Consider the following 14,348-nt stretch of genomic DNA (forward strand, 5'->3'; position numbering starts at 1 on the left):
AGACGTGATGCGGCACACTCTTGCCGCATGGCGGACACAACGACAACCGAACAAGCGGGTCCGGCGGGGCAGCCGAGCCTGAAGCGGGTGATGGGTTCCAAGCTCCTCCTGTTCTTCGTGGTCGGCGACATCATCGGCACCGGCGTCTACGCGCTCACCGGACAGGTGGCCGGCCGGGTGGGCGGCGCGCTGTGGGTGCCGTTCCTGATCGCCTTCGTGGTCGCGATCATGACCGCGTTCAGCTACCTGGAACTGGTCGGGAAGTACCCGCAGGCGGCGGGGGCGGCGCTCTACACGCACAAGGCGTTCAAGATCCGCTTCCTCACCTTCATGGTGGCGTTCGCGGTGATGTGCTCGGGGATCACGTCGGCATCGTCTGCGGCGAAGGCCTTTGGGGACACCTATCTCGCCGAGTTCATCACCGCGCCGATGCCGCTGGTGGCGATCCTGTTCGTGATCGGCCTCGCGTTGATCAACTTCCGCGGCGTCGCCGAATCGGTGAAGACCAACGTGGTGCTGACCTGCATCGAGGTCGGCGGTCTGCTGATCATCATCGGGGTCGGCGTATGGGCGGTGCTGAACGGCAACGGGGACGCGTCGCGGCTGATCGAGTTCGACACCGAGAACCAGACGATGCTGGTGGCGATCACTTCGGCGACGTCGCTGGCGTTCTTCGCGATGGTCGGCTTCGAGGACTCGGTGAACATGGCCGAGGAGTGCAAGGACCCGATCCGGATCTTCCCGAAGGCGATGCTGTGGGGCATGGTCATCGCCGCGACCATTTACATCATGGTCTCCGTGACCTCTTCGCTGCTGGTGCCTGCCGACGACCTGGAGGCCGCCAAGAGCAGCGCGTTGCTGAAGGTGCTCGACGTCGGGGCGCCCGGCTTCCCGCGTGAGGTCTTCTCCGCGATCGGTCTCTTCGCGGTGATCAACTCGGCGCTGATCAACATGCTGATGGCCAGCCGCCTGCTCTACGGCATGGCCAACCAGCGGATCATCCCGAAGCAGCTGGGCACGGTGCACCCGTTCCGCCGCAGCCCGTGGGTGGCGATCGTGTTCACCAGCGTCATCGCCATCGGCCTGGTGTCCTTTGTGGACATCGGTGTCCTCGGTGGCACGACGGCGTTGCTGCTGCTGGCGGTCTTCGCCATCGTCAACGTCGCCGTCTTGGTGCTGCGCAAGGACAAAGCCGCGCACAAGCACTTCCGGGCGCCGACGATCGTCCCGGTGCTGGCCGCGATCTTCTGCGTCTACCTGGTGACGCCGTTGTCCGGGCGGCCGGCCCGTGACTACAAGGTCGCCGCGATCCTGCTCGCCGTCGGCGTGGTGCTGTGGGGGATCAACTGGCTCGTCATGCGGGCCACACACAGTGAAGAGGACCGGCAGCCCATCGAGCCGCCGGTCGGCTGACCTCTTCTCTCAACGGCCTTCTCTCAACGGCCTTCTGTCAACGGCCTTCTCTCAACGGTTGAGCGCCTGGTACTCCACCGGGCTGTGTGCCGAGAACACGGTGACCTCGTCGGCGTGTTCTCGGCTCAGCTCACGCAGCCGCTCGACGTTCTCCAGCCGCGGTTTGCGCAGTGTCTGCACCATGTTCTGGAACAGCGTCATCCCCGGCGGGCAGTGCGGTTTCACCGGATCCAGCTGACCGTGGAAGAAGTACGCGTCACCCGCGTGCAGCAGCCAGCCGTCACCGGTGTCGACGGCGACCCCGGTGTGGCCCTTGGTGTGGCCCGCGAGCGGGACCAGCAGGATCTCCGACGGCAGGCCCTTGAGCTCGCGGACCGCCTGGAAACCAAACCACTCGTCGCCTGCCTCGTCGTACTTGTTCCACAGTGGACGGTGGGCGAACTGGTTGGCGCGGAAGCGGAGTTTCTCGCTCGCGTTGCCGGGAGCCGTCGCCGCGTCGTGCTCCTCGGCGCGGACGTGCACGACGGCGTTCGGGAAGTCCGCGAGCCCGCCCGCGTGATCGACGTCGAGGTGCGTGCAGATGATGTGCCGCACGTCTTCGAGCCGGTGGCCGAGTGCTTCGACGTGATGGGCCGCCGTCTCCGTCTCGACCGGCTTCGCCCCGACCATCTTCGTGAACGGCCCGCCAAGCCAGGCACTGGGCCGGGCCACGCCCTGGCGGCCGAATCCGGTGTCCACCAGCACGAGCCCGTCGCCGGTCTCGATGAGCAGGCAATGCGCCACCATCTCGGCCCGCCGCAGCAGGCCGGGCTGGCCGTCGAGGAATTTGCCTCCTGGCGTGCGCATGGTGCCGCAGTTCAGGTGGTGGATCTTCATATCCTGCTCCTCTGGCTGAGCCGCTCGTAGGCGGTGGCGTCGTGCGCGGCGAAGACCGTCACTTCGTCACCGTTGTTACTGACAAGTTCGCGCAGCCGGCGCTGGTTGTCCAGTCGTGCCGTTTTTTCCGTCTGCATGTACGACTCGAAGAGGCCCAGCACGAACGGGATATGCGGCTTCTGGTCGAGTTCGCCGCCATGGAAGACGGCGTCCCCGGCGTTGAGCAGCCAGCCGTCGCCGGTGTCGATCGCGATCCCGGCGTGCCCGCGGGTGTGCCCGGCGAGCGGGATGAGCAGGACGTCCGGGACTCCTTCGAGCTCGCGGACGGCGTCGAAACCGCACCACGGCTCGCCGTCGGCGCGATACGACCGCCAAATCGGGCCGTGGTCGAACTGGACCTTGCGGTAGCGGCTGGCCTCCTTGCGGTCGACCGGCTTCTCCAGCGCTTGGAGTTCGCGGGCGTGGACGTGCACCCGTGCCTGGGGGAAGTCGACGAGCCCGCCCGCGTGGTCGAGGTCGAGATGGGTCAGCACGATGTCGCGCACGTCGGCCGGGTCGAAGCCGAGCTTGCGGATCTGCGTGGTGGCGCTGAGGTCGTCGTCGCTGACCGGGTTGACCAGGCGTACGAACCCGGCGCCGAGCCAGTCCGCCGGACGGCTGACGGTCGGCGTGCCGACGCCGGTCTCGATGAGCACGAGCCCGGTTTCGGTCTCCAGCAGGAGGCAGTGGCAGATCAGCTCGGCGCGGCGGAACAACCCCGGCCTGCCGTCGACGAGCTTGCCGCCGAGGGGCCGCAGGGTTCCGCAGTTGAGGTGGTGGACACGCATCAGGAGAGCTCCCGTTCGAGGGTGGCGCGGAGGTGAGGGGCGATCGCGCGCAGCGGCGCGGTGTCGTGCAACGTCTTGGCCAGCAGCAACCCGCCCTCGATGGCCGCGAGGACGACGGTCGCCAAGTGATCCGCCTTGTCGGTCTTCAGTGCGCCCGCGATGATCGTGTGCCAGGAGCGGTAGCCGTCGGCGCAGGCCTGGCGGATCGTTTCGCTATCACCCGACGCGTCGAGCGCGACCGTCGCGAGTGGACACCCACGCTGGAAATCCGACTCCTCCAGCGAGATCGCGAGAGCCTCGACGACGTTCTCGATGCCGGTGACGATGTCAGGAGAGTGCGCGACGATCGTGCGCAAGGTGTCGCACAGCCGCTCGGCGGACTGGCGGATGGCCTCGGCGGCCAGCTGCTCCTTGCCGCCGGGGAAGTGGAAGTAGAGCGATCCCTTCGGCGCGCCGCCGGCGGCGACGAGCTGGTTGAGACCGGTGGCGTGGTAGCCCTGCTTGTGAAAGAGCTCGGCGGCGGAATCGAGCATGCGCTGCCGGGTGTCGGTACGGCGGACCATGTGGCCGACTGTAGCCCAAACTATGACGACCGGTCTAGTGAGACTGCGAGGCGTGCGACGGCCAGAGCGAAGGCGTGACTCGCGTGCTTGAGCACGTAACTCGCGTGCTCAAGCACGTAACTCGCGTGCTTGAGCAGGTAACTCGCGTGCTTGAGCGCGTAACTCGCGTGCTTAAAGACGGATCTCACGTGCTGGACGCCGAACTCGGTGCGCGGGGTCTGAGCACGCGAGTTGCGCCTTTAAGCACGCGAGTTACGGCTTCAAGCACGCGAGTTGCGGCTTCAAGCACGCGAGTGCGGTGCCGCGCCACCCCAGGCACCACCTCGCCCGAAGGCGCCACCTTTGCGTTACCCCTCAATAACCCTGATCGCCACTCGCGACCCCCGGGTCAGGCTCAGCGCCCGATCGCCGAGCCTGACCCGCCGAACTCCTGCCGCGACTCTCGCTTCAGCAGCATCGGCGACACCGGATTCCTCGTGCGGAGCAAGGGTTTCATCGTGCGCCCAGCCAAGAATGTCCAGTGTGGACACATAACCGTCCGGTACGTGTCCGGCCAGTGCGGGATCGACGAAAGTGACCGCGGGTTCGGACTGTGTCAGAAGATAGGCGAGTTCTTCCCCGCGTGCGTTGAAGTTCACCGGGACATGTACCAGCCCGGCCCGCGCGCAACCCAGGTACAGCACCAGGTACGCGTCGGAGTTCTTGCCGAACGCCGCGACGCGGTCGCCGTGGACGAGGCCCCGCTCCAGCAGCTTCGCCGCGACCCGGCCCACCGCGCGGTCCAGCCCGGCGTACGTCCACACGCGATCGGCGAAGGTGAGCGCCACCCGGTTCGGGACGCGCCGCGCGCTGCGCTCCAGGACGCGGCCGACGGTGCTGGGGTAACCGGGAACGGTCATCGCGTGCGGTCTCCTTCGTCCGGGCGCGGCATTCCCACAGTACTTTCCCGACGGTCGCCGGTAACCTCGTGCGCATGGCCCATCCCACCGGAGAGCAGTTCGAGATCACCCGCGGCAACGCGCGCGCCGTCATCACCGAGATCGGTGCCGGGCTGCGTGCGTTCGAGGTCGGCGGGGTGCCGTACGTCGAGGCGTTCGCCGAGGACGAGAAGCCGCCGAAGGGCGCCGGGCAGGTGCTCCTGCCCTGGCCGAACCGCACCAAGGGCGGCCAGTGGGTCCATCAGGGTGAGAAGCAGCAGCTCGCGATCACCGAAGAGGCACGCGGCAACGCCATCCACGGCCTGACCCGGCACGAGGAGTGGGAGCTGCTGGAGCACGCGGAGTCTTCGATCACCCTGGCCATCGACGTCCCGGCGCAGGAGGGCTGGCCGGTACCGCTGCGCGCGACGATCACCTACGAGATCGCGCCACGCGAGCTGGTGGTGACGCACGAGATCCGCAACGAGGGCGAGAGTCCGATCGGCGTCGGGCTCGGCACGCATCCGTACTTCCGCATCGGCGACGTGCCCACCGACGAGCTGACCCTGACGCTGCCCGCGAGCCGCGTCCGGCCGTACCTCGGCGACGAGCAGCTGCCGTACGCCGAGGAGCAGGACGTCGAGGGCACCGAGTACGACTTCCGGTCGGGCAAGGTGCTCAAGGGGGTCGACCTGGACACGGCGTTCGGCGGTTTGAGCGTCGCCGCGGACGGCAACCACCACCACGTCCTGTCGCACGGTGAGCAGGAGCTGCTGGTCTGGGCCGGACCGGACTTCCACTGGGCGCAGGTCTTCACCCCCGCCGACCTGGTCGGACGCGGCCGGGCGGTGGCGATCGAACCGATGACCTGCCCCGCCGACGCGCTCAACACCGGCACCGACCTGATCGAGCTCGACCCCGCCGGCTCGTGGGCGGGGAGCTGGGGAATCCGGGTGCGCTGATGACCTTGCTCCGGCTGGGGCCCGCGGACGCGGGGGAGATGCTCACGGTGCAGCGGGCGGCGTACGTGACCGAGGCGCGAGCCCACGACACGTTCGACCTGCCTCCGCTGTTGGAGACGTGGGAACAGGCCAAGGAGGCGTTGGACGACAGCGCGTGTTTCGCTTGGGGCACCAGGGAAGCCGGTCGGCTGGTGGCGAGCGTCCGGATCGTCGTGGACGGCGAGGCCGGGCTCGTCGGCAGGCTCGTCGTGGCGCCGGACCGGCAGGGACACGGGCTCGGCAGTTCGCTGCTGCTCGCCGCCGAAGCGGCCATGCCGGCGGCGGTGACGGTGTTCCGCCTGTTCACCGGCGAGCGGAGCTTCGGGCCGCTGCGGATGTACCCGAAGCTCGGCTACGTCGAAACGCGCCGTACGCCCGAGTTGCACTACCAAGTGGTGCACTTTGAGAAGACCCGCGTGCGTCCGGGGGCCACAGTTCGTTAGCGTGTCAAAGCATGTCGAACAAAGCACTGGTCAAGGCCATCGTCGGTGGTTACGTCGTCCCGATCGACGGTGATCCGATCGACGGCGGCACGGTCCTCATCGAGAACGGAAAGATCGTCGCGGTCGGCACTGATGCCGACGTCGACGTCCCCGACGACGCCGAACTGGTGGACGCCGCGGGCACCTGGGTGCTGCCCGGGTTCATCGACGCGCACGCCCACCTCGGCGTCCACGAGGACGGCGAAGGCTGGTCGGGCAATGACACCAACGAGATGACCGATCCGAACGGCGCGCGGTTCCGGGCCATCGACGGGATCGACCCGTACGAGTCCGGCTTCGACGACGCGCTCGCGGGTGGCGTCACCAGCGTCGTCATCAAGCCCGGCTCGGGCAATCCCATCGGTGGGCAGACGATCGGCGTCAAAACCTGGGGCCGGACCGTGCTCGACATGATCTTCGCCGAGGACGTCAGCGTGAAGAGCGCGCTCGGCGAGAACCCGAAGCGGGTCTACGGGGACAAGAAGCAGACGCCGTCGACCAGGCTCGGCGTCGCGTCGATCATCCGCGACGCGTTCACGGCCGCACGCAACTACGCCGCCCAGCGTGACCATGCCGCCGGTGAGGGCAAGCCGTTCGAGGTCAACCTGAGCAAGGAGACACTCGTCAAGGTGCTCGACGGCGAGCTGTTCTGGGACCAGCACGTCCACCGCGCCGACGACATGGTGACCGCGATCCGGCTGGCCGACGAGTTCGGCTACAAACTGGTGATCAACCACGGCACCGAAGGGCATCTGATCGCGGACCTGCTCGCCGAGCGGGACGTGCCGGTGATCCTCGGCCCGCTGTTCACCACCAAGTCCAAAGTGGAGCTGCGCAACCGCACCCTGCGCGCACCCGGCATCCTCGCCAGGGCGGGTGTGCGGATCGCGATCACCACCGACCACCCCGTCGTGCCGATCAACTTCCTGGTGTACCAGGCGGCGCTGTCGGTCAAGGACGGTCTCGACCCGGAGACCGCGCTCAAGGCGCTGACCGTGAACCCGGCCGCGATGCTGAACCTCGACGACAAGGTCGGCTCGCTGAAGCCGGGCCTCGACGCCGACGTGGTCATCTGGTCGGGTGACCCGCTGGACGTGATGAACCGCGCGATGCGGGTATTCGTACGCGGACGCGAGGTCTACCACTTCGACTCCGACGCCGGGGTCGGCGTCACCGAGGACCGCAAGTACCGCGAGCACTGATCTTTCCGATCCGCCTGTGCGTCCCGCGCTGGAGGTGAGCCCCTGATTGTGACAGTCAGGGAAAGGTGTAACTCGCGAAGGGTTTGGCGGTTGGATCGCCGGTTTGCTGATCGGCCTGGCGTGTCTCGCGCTGGGTGCTCAAGGCGGATCACGCCGAGGGTTCGGACGCCTTCAACAGCTTCGGCCGGTGGGTCCTGCTCGGCGTCGGCGTCGCGCTGGCGGGCTTCAGCGGGTTCAAGCTGGTGAGCAAGTCGCGGGCGGCCAAGCGGGACGGGCAGCCTGCCGATGGTGCCGCGTCGTCTGGCCAGGCGCCGTCTGGGCAGGCGTCTTATAGCCAGGCGCCGTCCAGGCCGCCGGGACAGCAGCCGTACCCGCCGCAGACCGGGTGGCCGCAGCCGCCGCCGCAGGGCCCGCCGCCGCAGTTCGGTCCGCCCGGCCGCTGACGTCCGGGCCGGGTGGGTCTGGCCGGATGACGTGAAAGCCTCTTTCGCAACCTTGGACGTTGCGAAAGAGGCTTTCGCATCATCGGAGGCAGGCGTTCACGCCAGAAGCCGCTCGAGATCCAGTTTCACCGGAAACGGTTCGGTTGAGTTGAATTCGCCGGTCACTGCCGGTGCGTCCTGGTAGCCGAGTTCGCCCGCCTGGTGGCAGGCGACAAGCGAAACGGGCTCGCTGAGGTCGACGATCCAATAGTGCGGAATTCCCGCGTCGGCGTACTCGCCGTGCTTGGTCACGTAGTCAGTTCGCTTCGAGCCCGGCGACACGATCTCGACCACGACGACAACGTCGTCCGCGCGATACATCGTGTCTTCTTCGTCGACTCGCTCACCGGCTTCGCGAAGAGCGATGATCAGATCTGGTCGCCGGGCGAAACCAGGCTCGCCAGGAGGAACCAGTCCTAGGTCGACGTCGATATCCTGAACGAACTCGAGATGATCGGGCAGCTGTGATTCCAATTGCCTGGCCAAGGCGTACAGCGCCTTGTTGTGTCTCCTCTTGGGACTCGGCGACATGACAAGGCGGCCTTCCACGAGCTCGGTGAATCCGGAATCGGGTTCACCGAGCGCCGCGTACTCCGCGACCGACAGCAGGTGATCCGGGATGGCCCACCCTGGCTCACCGTGCGACCCGGTCGTGGAGTCGGGAAGGGCTGTCACAGCGTCTCCTCACGTCTTCCACAGTGTCTCACGATCAGCAGGTGACCACTGGTGATCGTATCAGCGCGGAGAGTCAGACCTTCCGCAGTTCCCGCGCGATCACCATGCGCTGGATCTGGTTCGTGCCTTCGAAGATCTGCGGCACCTTCGCCTCCCGCATGTACCGCTCCACCGGGAAGTCCTTCGTGTAACCAGCGCCGCCGAGGACCTGTACGGCGTCAGTGGTCACCTTCATCGCGCCGTCGGTCGCGACGAGTTTCGCGATCGACGCCTGTCGCTGGAACGGCAGGCCGCGGTCCCGGCGCCGGGCGGCGTCGAGGTACATCGCGCGTGACGTCTCGACGGTCGCGGCCATGTCGGCCAGCAGGAATTCCAGGCCCTGGAATTCGATGATCGGCCGCCCGAACTGCGTCCGGCCTTTCGCGTACTCCAGTGCCTCGTCCAGTGCGGCCTGCGCGAGCCCGACGGCGCAGGCGGCGATGCCGAGCCGTCCGGAGCTGAGTGACGAAAGCGCGATCTTCAGGCCCTGGCCCTCTCCGCCGATCCGCCGATCGGTGTCGACGGCGGCGTTCTCGAACATCAGTTGCGCCGTGGTCGATCCGGTGAGGCCCATTTTGCGTTCGGGTGGCGCGGCCGAGAGGCCCGGCGTCGATCCGTCGACGAGCAGGCACGAGATGCCGTGTCCGCCGTCGTCGCTGGTGCGCACCATGGTCGTGTAAAAGTCGGCCTCACCCGCATGGGTGATCCAGGCCTTCGTGCCGTTCACGACGTACTGATCGCCGTCGAGCCGCGCGCGCGTCGAGAGGGCCGCGGCGTCGGAGCCGGCGTGGGTTTCCGAGAGCGCGTACGCGCCCAGCAGGTCGCCTTCCAGCATCGAGGGCAGCCAGCGGTCCCGCTGCGTGTCGGTGCCGTAGTGCGCCAGCGCGAAGCAGGACATCGTGTGCACCGAGAGGCCGACGCCGACCGACATCCACGCGGTCGCGATCTCTTCGAGGACCTGCAGGTAGACCTCGTACGGCAGATCGCCGCCACCCCACTGCTCCGCGTACGGCAGCCCGAGCAACCCGGCATGCCCGAGCACCCGGAACTGTTCACGCGGGAAGTGCGCGGTCTCTTCGTACTTGCTCGCGATCGGGGCCAGTTCCTCACGCGCGATCTCCTTGGCCAGGTCGAGCAGATCCTGGGCCTCGGTGCTGGGCAGCAGACGGTCGGCCGGCATGGCTCCTCCGAGCTGAACTGTACTCAAAACAGTACTGTGGGCTTGTTGAGAGTACAGTACTGGCTGTCTGGGAGTACACCGTCCGCGTAAGGGATAGTGATCCGATGACCGAGAGCCGGACCCGCCGTCAGCCCACCGCGCGTCAGCGCGCGCTGCTCTCGGAGCTCGAAGCGCTCTTCCTCGCCGAAGGGTTTTCGCAGTTCACGCTGGACGACCTCGCCGCCAGGCTGCGCTGCTCGAAGTCGACCCTCTACGCGCTCGCGCCCAGCAAGGAGCAGCTCGCGGTCAAGGTCGTCACCCACTTCTTCAAGGGTGCCGCCGAACTGCTGGAGGAGCGGATCGCCGGGATCGACGACGCCCGCAAGATCCTCGGCGAGTACCTGGCCGGCATTTCCGAGTACCTGAATCGCGCCTCGGCCGCGTTCATGACCGACATCGCCGAATTCGCCCCGGCACGCGACGCGTATCAGCTCAACAGCAGGGCGGCGGCCGCGCGGATCCGGTCGTTCATCGATCGCGGTGTCACCGGCGGTGTCTTTCGCGAGGTGCACGCGCGGTTGATCGCGGAAATGGCGGGATTGATCATCGAGGGAATCCAGACCGGCGTGGTCGGTCAGCGTGCCGGGGTGACCGACGCCGAAGCCTTCACTGCTCTCTCGGAGCTTCTTCTTGGAGGACTCGCGCCAAAAATGTCTTGAAATGACAATTCTGGTGGTGGAACCGATGCCTCGGCTAGCATCGCGCCCGTGATCGTGGTGGGTGGAGAGGCGCTGGTCGACCTCGTTCCTGGTGAACCGTTGGATTCCACAGTGGACGGTGGGTTGCACGCGTTGCTGCCCCGGATGGGTGGTGGTCCCTACAACGTCGCGCTCGCCGCCGGCAGGCTCGGCGTCCCGACGGGCTTCTTCTCGCGTGTCTCCGAAGATCGCTTCGGGGTCGCGCTGGTGGACCGGCTGCACGCCTCCGGAGTCGGCACCGCCTTGCTGCAGCGGGGAAACGAGCCGACGACGCTGGCCGTGGTCGCACTCGACGAAAAGGGTTCCGCGCGGTACACCTTCTACACCGAGGGCACCGCGGACAGGCTCGTCGGCGATCCCGGCCCGCTGCCGGACAATGTGACGGCGCTCTCGCTCGGCACGCTCGGCATGGTCCTGGAACCGGGTGCGAGCACGTACGAAACCGTGTTGCGCCGCGAATCCGCGCGAGGGGTCCTGACCGTCCTCGACCCGAACATCCGTGCGGCGCTGATCGCCGATCCGGCGGCTTACCGGGCGCGGTTCGAGTCGTGGCTGCCGCATGTCCGGCTGCTCAAGATCTCCGACGACGACACGGAATGGCTCACCGAGGGCGCTGATCCGATCGAGGCGGCAAAGGTCTGGACCTCTCACGGTGTCGATGCCGTGGTGCTGACCCGCGGCGCGCAGGGATTGTCCGTCATCACACAGGCGGGGGAAATCGCCAGGGTCCCGTCACGCCGAGTCGCCGTCGTCGACACCATCGGTGCCGGGGACACGGTGCAAGGCGCCTTGCTCGCGTGGCTGTACTCCAACGAGGTGCGCGATTTGTCCACTGTCGACGCCGGCGGCTGGCGTTCGGCGCTCGAATTCGCGGCGAAAGCGGCGTCGATCACCGTCTCACGGAGTGGGGCGGAACCGCCGACGGCGCAGGATATGGCATCCGCTGTGTGAACCTGGTCCCAAAGGGGCCGTAATGAGCAACTCACCCGCTGCGCGTTGACCCCGTTCTCGACTAGCGTGGTGGGGAATTCATACCCCAGCGGGGCGGTGTGCAGCGAGGCCGTGGGTCGCGCGCGTGAAAGAGGGCGTACCTGTGGAACCTACAGGCGCCGCCGGCCCGTGCTGAACGTGAGAGGGACTTACATGTCCGACGCGACGACGGCTGCGGGGCAGTCCGGCGAAACCGCGACGCTGCGCCTGCCCAATGGCGAGCACGAGTTCAAGGTGATCCACCCGGTCGAGGGTGCGCCTGGGATCGAGCTGGGGAAGCTGCTGGCGACGACCGGGTACATCACCCACGACCCCGGGTTCGTGAACACCGGCGCCGCGTCCTCGGCCATCACCTACATCGACGGTGACGCCGGCATCCTGCGCTACCGCGGGTACCCGATCGAGCAGCTGGCCGAGAAGTCGACCTTCATCGAGGTCTCGTACCTGCTGATCTACGGCCAGCTGCCGACCGAGACGCAGTTGTCCGAGTTCACCGAGAAGATCCAGCGCCACACCCTGCTGCACGAAGACCTCAAGGCCTTCTTCAGCGGCTTCCCGCGCGACGCGCACCCGATGCCGGTGCTCTCCAGCGCGGTATCGGCGCTGTCGACCTTCTACCAGGACTCGCTCAACCCGTTCGACGAACCGAACGTGGAGCTGTCCACCATCCGCCTGCTGGCCAAGGTCCCGACCCTGGCCGCGTACGCGTACAAGAAGTCCGTCGGCCAGCCGCTGCTGTACCCGGACAACTCGCTCGGCCTTGTCGAGAACTTCCTGCGGATGACCTTCGGCTTCCCGGCCGAGCCCTACGAGGTCGACCCGGACGTCGCCAAGGCGCTCGACCTGCTGTTCATCCTGCACGCCGACCACGAGCAGAACTGCTCCACCTCGACCGTGCGCCTCGTCGGTTCCTCCGAGGCGAACCTGTTCGCCTCGATCTCGGCGGGCATCAACGCGCTCTTCGGCCCGCTGCACGGTGGCGCCAACAGCGCGGTGCTGGACATGCTCGAGGGCATCAAGGCCGACGGCGGTGACGTCGAGAACTTCGTCAACCGCGTGAAGAACAAGGAAAAGGGTGTCCGCCTGATGGGCTTCGGGCACCGGGTCTACAAGAACTACGACCCGCGCGCGAAGATCATCAAGAACACCGCGGACGACATCCTCTCGAAGCTCAAGGGCGGCGACCAGCTGCTCGACATCGCGAAGAAGCTGGAAGAGACCGCGCTCTCGGACGACTACTTCATCGAGCGGAAGCTGTACCCGAACGTCGACTTCTACACCGGCCTGATCTACCGGGCGCTCGGCTTCCCGACCAAGTACTTCACCGTGCTGTTCGCGCTCGGCCGCCTGCCGGGCTGGATCGCGCACTGGCGCGAGATGATCCAGGACCCGGCCACCAAGATCGGCCGCCCGCGGCAGATCTACACCGGCTCGGCCGAGCGGAACTACGCGCCGATCTCGGAGCGCTGATCCCGGCTCCGGCTCGCCTCCCGCAAGTGTCATGAAAGGGTCTTTCCTGACGAAATTTGTCAGGAAAGACCCTTTCATGACATCGGGGGACTGGGACTGCGCCCGGTCACCGAAGCGCTTAGGGTTCCCGGAGTGACCAAAGAAGCCTCGGTAGTGCTGTGGTTCCGCCGTGACCTCCGGCTTGCCGACCACGCCGCCCTGCTGGAGGCGTCGAAGCACAGCAAGCACGTCCTCGCGCTGTACGTCCTCGACGACGCGCTCCTCAAACCGTCCGGCGCCCCGCGCGTCGCGTTCCTGCACGGCTGCCTGAAGGCACTCGACGACCAGCTCGGCGGACGTCTGATGCTCGTCAAGGGCACCCCGGCCGAGGAGGTCGTCAAAGCGGCGCGCGCGATCGGCGCCGCGGCGGTGCACGTCAGCGCGGACACCGGACCGTACGGTCGCCGCCGGGACGCCGAAGTCGCGAAAGCGTTGGCAGGGCACGACATCGCGTGGGTCGAGACGGGATCTCCGTACGCGATCACCCCTGGCCGGATCACCAAACCGGACGGCGACCCGTATCGCGTCTTCACCCCGTTCTATCGTGCCTGGGTGCGGCAAGTCCAGCCTCGGCCCGCGGACACCGGAAAGTCCATAGTGGACTGGGTTGAGCCACCTCGGTCGGTCAACCTCCCGAAACCCCCTTCCCTCAAAGGGATGGAGCTGCCAGAGCCCGGCGAGGAGGCGGCGCTGGCTCGCTGGCACGAGTTCCTCGATGACGGGATCGAGACCTACGACGAGGACCGTGACCGACCGGATCGTCCTGGCACCACAAGGCTTTCGCCGTATCTGCGCTGGGGTTGCGTCCACCCGCGCACGCTGCTGGCGGACCTCGCCGGGAACGAGGGTGCCGGGGCGACGTCGTTACGCGGGGAGTTCGCGTGGCGCGAGTTCCATGCCGACGTCCTGTGGCACCGCCCCGAAACCGCGCGGAAGAACTACGATTCCCGGTTCGACGCCATGGCATACGAGAACGACCCCGAGGCCTTCGAGCGGTGGTGCGAGGGACGCACCGGGTTCCCGATCGTCGACGCCGGGATGCGCCAGTTGCTCGCCGAGGGCTGGATGCACAACCGCGTCCGGATGATCGTGGCGAGTTTCCTTGTCAAGGATCTGCACCTGCCGTGGTGGCTCGGCGCGCGGCATTTCATGAAGCATCTGGTCGACGGCGATCTCGCGTCGAACCAGCTGAACTGGCAGTGGGTCGCCGGCAGCGGTACCGACGCCGCGCCGTACTTCCGGGTCTTCAACCCGACCACTCAGGGGGAGAAGTTCGACCCCTCCGGCGAGTACGTCCGCCGTTACGTTCCCGAACTCCGTTCCCTACAAGGGAAAGCCGCGCACAAACCCACCGGCGCGCCAGGCTATCCCGCACCCATGGTCGACCACGCGCACGAACGCCAGGTCGCCCTTGAGCGCTACGGTGCCATCAAAAGCGTGTGAAGGCCCCCTTCC

The 14,348-nt window shown here is 67.1% G+C and carries 14 protein-coding genes and 1 pseudogene; 9 read left to right on the forward strand and 6 right to left on the reverse strand.

The genetic code is table 11. From position 1 onward, the window contains the following. Nucleotides 1–27: 27 nt before the first annotated feature. Nucleotides 28–1,413, forward strand: a complete 1,386-nt coding sequence (locus AB0M65_RS08310; RefSeq protein WP_364023404.1) for an APC family permease — start codon at nucleotides 28–30, stop codon at nucleotides 1,411–1,413. Between the two features lie 51 nt (nucleotides 1,414–1,464). Here AB0M65_RS08310 and AB0M65_RS08315 read toward each other — a convergent pair whose 3' ends face one another. The 4 genes and pseudogenes from AB0M65_RS08315 to AB0M65_RS08330 form a co-directional block, all read right to left on the reverse strand. Beyond that, nucleotides 1,465–2,289 carry an MBL fold metallo-hydrolase gene (locus AB0M65_RS08315; RefSeq protein WP_364023407.1) on the reverse strand — a complete coding sequence of 275 codons (825 nt, stop codon included), beginning with the start codon at nucleotides 2,287–2,289 and terminating at the stop codon, nucleotides 1,465–1,467. Further along, the gene (locus tag AB0M65_RS08320) at nucleotides 2,286–3,116 is read right to left on the reverse strand and encodes an MBL fold metallo-hydrolase (RefSeq protein ID WP_364023410.1); all 831 of its coding nucleotides are present in this window, start codon (nucleotides 3,114–3,116) and stop codon (nucleotides 2,286–2,288) included. The genes AB0M65_RS08315 and AB0M65_RS08320 overlap by 4 nt, the downstream gene beginning before the upstream one ends. Continuing rightward, nucleotides 3,116–3,679 carry a TetR/AcrR family transcriptional regulator gene (locus tag AB0M65_RS08325; RefSeq protein ID WP_364023413.1) on the reverse strand — a complete coding sequence of 188 codons (564 nt, stop codon included), beginning with the start codon at nucleotides 3,677–3,679 and terminating at the stop codon, nucleotides 3,116–3,118. The genes AB0M65_RS08320 and AB0M65_RS08325 overlap by 1 nt, the downstream gene beginning before the upstream one ends. Nucleotides 3,680–4,221: 542 nt before the next feature. Then, a pseudogene (locus tag AB0M65_RS08330) lies at nucleotides 4,222–4,578 on the reverse strand (AMP-binding protein); the annotation flags it as partial. A gap of 74 nt (nucleotides 4,579–4,652) precedes the next feature. Here AB0M65_RS08330 and AB0M65_RS08335 point away from each other — a divergent pair. From AB0M65_RS08335 to AB0M65_RS08350, 4 genes are all read left to right on the forward strand, one after another. After that, nucleotides 4,653–5,558 carry an aldose 1-epimerase family protein gene (locus AB0M65_RS08335; RefSeq protein WP_364023416.1) on the forward strand — a complete coding sequence of 302 codons (906 nt, stop codon included), beginning with the start codon at nucleotides 4,653–4,655 and terminating at the stop codon, nucleotides 5,556–5,558. Further along, nucleotides 5,558–6,040: a GNAT family N-acetyltransferase gene (locus AB0M65_RS08340; protein ID WP_364023419.1), complete on the forward strand. Its 483-nt coding sequence runs from the start codon at nucleotides 5,558–5,560 to the stop codon at nucleotides 6,038–6,040. The genes AB0M65_RS08335 and AB0M65_RS08340 overlap by 1 nt, the downstream gene beginning before the upstream one ends. A gap of 11 nt (nucleotides 6,041–6,051) precedes the next feature. Beyond that, nucleotides 6,052–7,281, forward strand: a complete 1,230-nt coding sequence (locus tag AB0M65_RS08345) for an amidohydrolase (protein ID WP_364023422.1) — start codon at nucleotides 6,052–6,054, stop codon at nucleotides 7,279–7,281. A gap of 134 nt (nucleotides 7,282–7,415) precedes the next feature. Next, nucleotides 7,416–7,724 (forward strand): hypothetical protein, encoded by a 309-nt coding sequence (locus AB0M65_RS08350; protein ID WP_364023425.1) that lies wholly within the window; start codon nucleotides 7,416–7,418, stop codon nucleotides 7,722–7,724. Nucleotides 7,725–7,820: 96 nt separating this feature from the next. Here AB0M65_RS08350 and AB0M65_RS08355 read toward each other — a convergent pair whose 3' ends face one another. Both AB0M65_RS08355 and AB0M65_RS08360 read right to left on the reverse strand, forming a co-directional pair. Further along, nucleotides 7,821–8,438 (reverse strand): Uma2 family endonuclease, encoded by a 618-nt coding sequence (locus tag AB0M65_RS08355; protein ID WP_364023428.1) that lies wholly within the window; start codon nucleotides 8,436–8,438, stop codon nucleotides 7,821–7,823. A gap of 73 nt (nucleotides 8,439–8,511) precedes the next feature. Continuing rightward, the gene (locus AB0M65_RS08360) at nucleotides 8,512–9,657 is read right to left on the reverse strand and encodes an acyl-CoA dehydrogenase family protein (RefSeq protein ID WP_364023431.1); all 1,146 of its coding nucleotides are present in this window, start codon (nucleotides 9,655–9,657) and stop codon (nucleotides 8,512–8,514) included. 104 nt (nucleotides 9,658–9,761) lie between these two features. Between AB0M65_RS08360 and AB0M65_RS08365 the strand changes: the two genes are divergently transcribed. The 4 genes from AB0M65_RS08365 to AB0M65_RS08380 all read left to right on the forward strand — a co-directional run bounded on the left by AB0M65_RS08365 (nucleotide 9,762) and on the right by AB0M65_RS08380 (nucleotide 14,336). Continuing rightward, nucleotides 9,762–10,355 (forward strand): TetR/AcrR family transcriptional regulator, encoded by a 594-nt coding sequence (locus AB0M65_RS08365; protein WP_364023433.1) that lies wholly within the window; start codon nucleotides 9,762–9,764, stop codon nucleotides 10,353–10,355. A gap of 48 nt (nucleotides 10,356–10,403) precedes the next feature. Then, on the forward strand, nucleotides 10,404–11,345 hold the full coding sequence (locus AB0M65_RS08370) for a carbohydrate kinase (RefSeq protein WP_364023436.1): 942 nt from the start codon (nucleotides 10,404–10,406) through the stop codon (nucleotides 11,343–11,345). Nucleotides 11,346–11,537: 192 nt separating this feature from the next. Next, nucleotides 11,538–12,854: a citrate synthase gene (locus AB0M65_RS08375; protein ID WP_364023439.1), complete on the forward strand. Its 1,317-nt coding sequence runs from the start codon at nucleotides 11,538–11,540 to the stop codon at nucleotides 12,852–12,854. 132 nt (nucleotides 12,855–12,986) lie between these two features. Beyond that, nucleotides 12,987–14,336: a deoxyribodipyrimidine photo-lyase gene (locus AB0M65_RS08380; protein WP_364023442.1), complete on the forward strand. Its 1,350-nt coding sequence runs from the start codon at nucleotides 12,987–12,989 to the stop codon at nucleotides 14,334–14,336. Nucleotides 14,337–14,348: the final 12 nt, after the last annotated feature.

This window comes from Amycolatopsis sp. NPDC051071 (genome assembly GCF_040682875.1).
In the GTDB taxonomy this organism is placed as follows: Bacteria; Actinomycetota; Actinomycetes; order Mycobacteriales; family Pseudonocardiaceae; genus Amycolatopsis.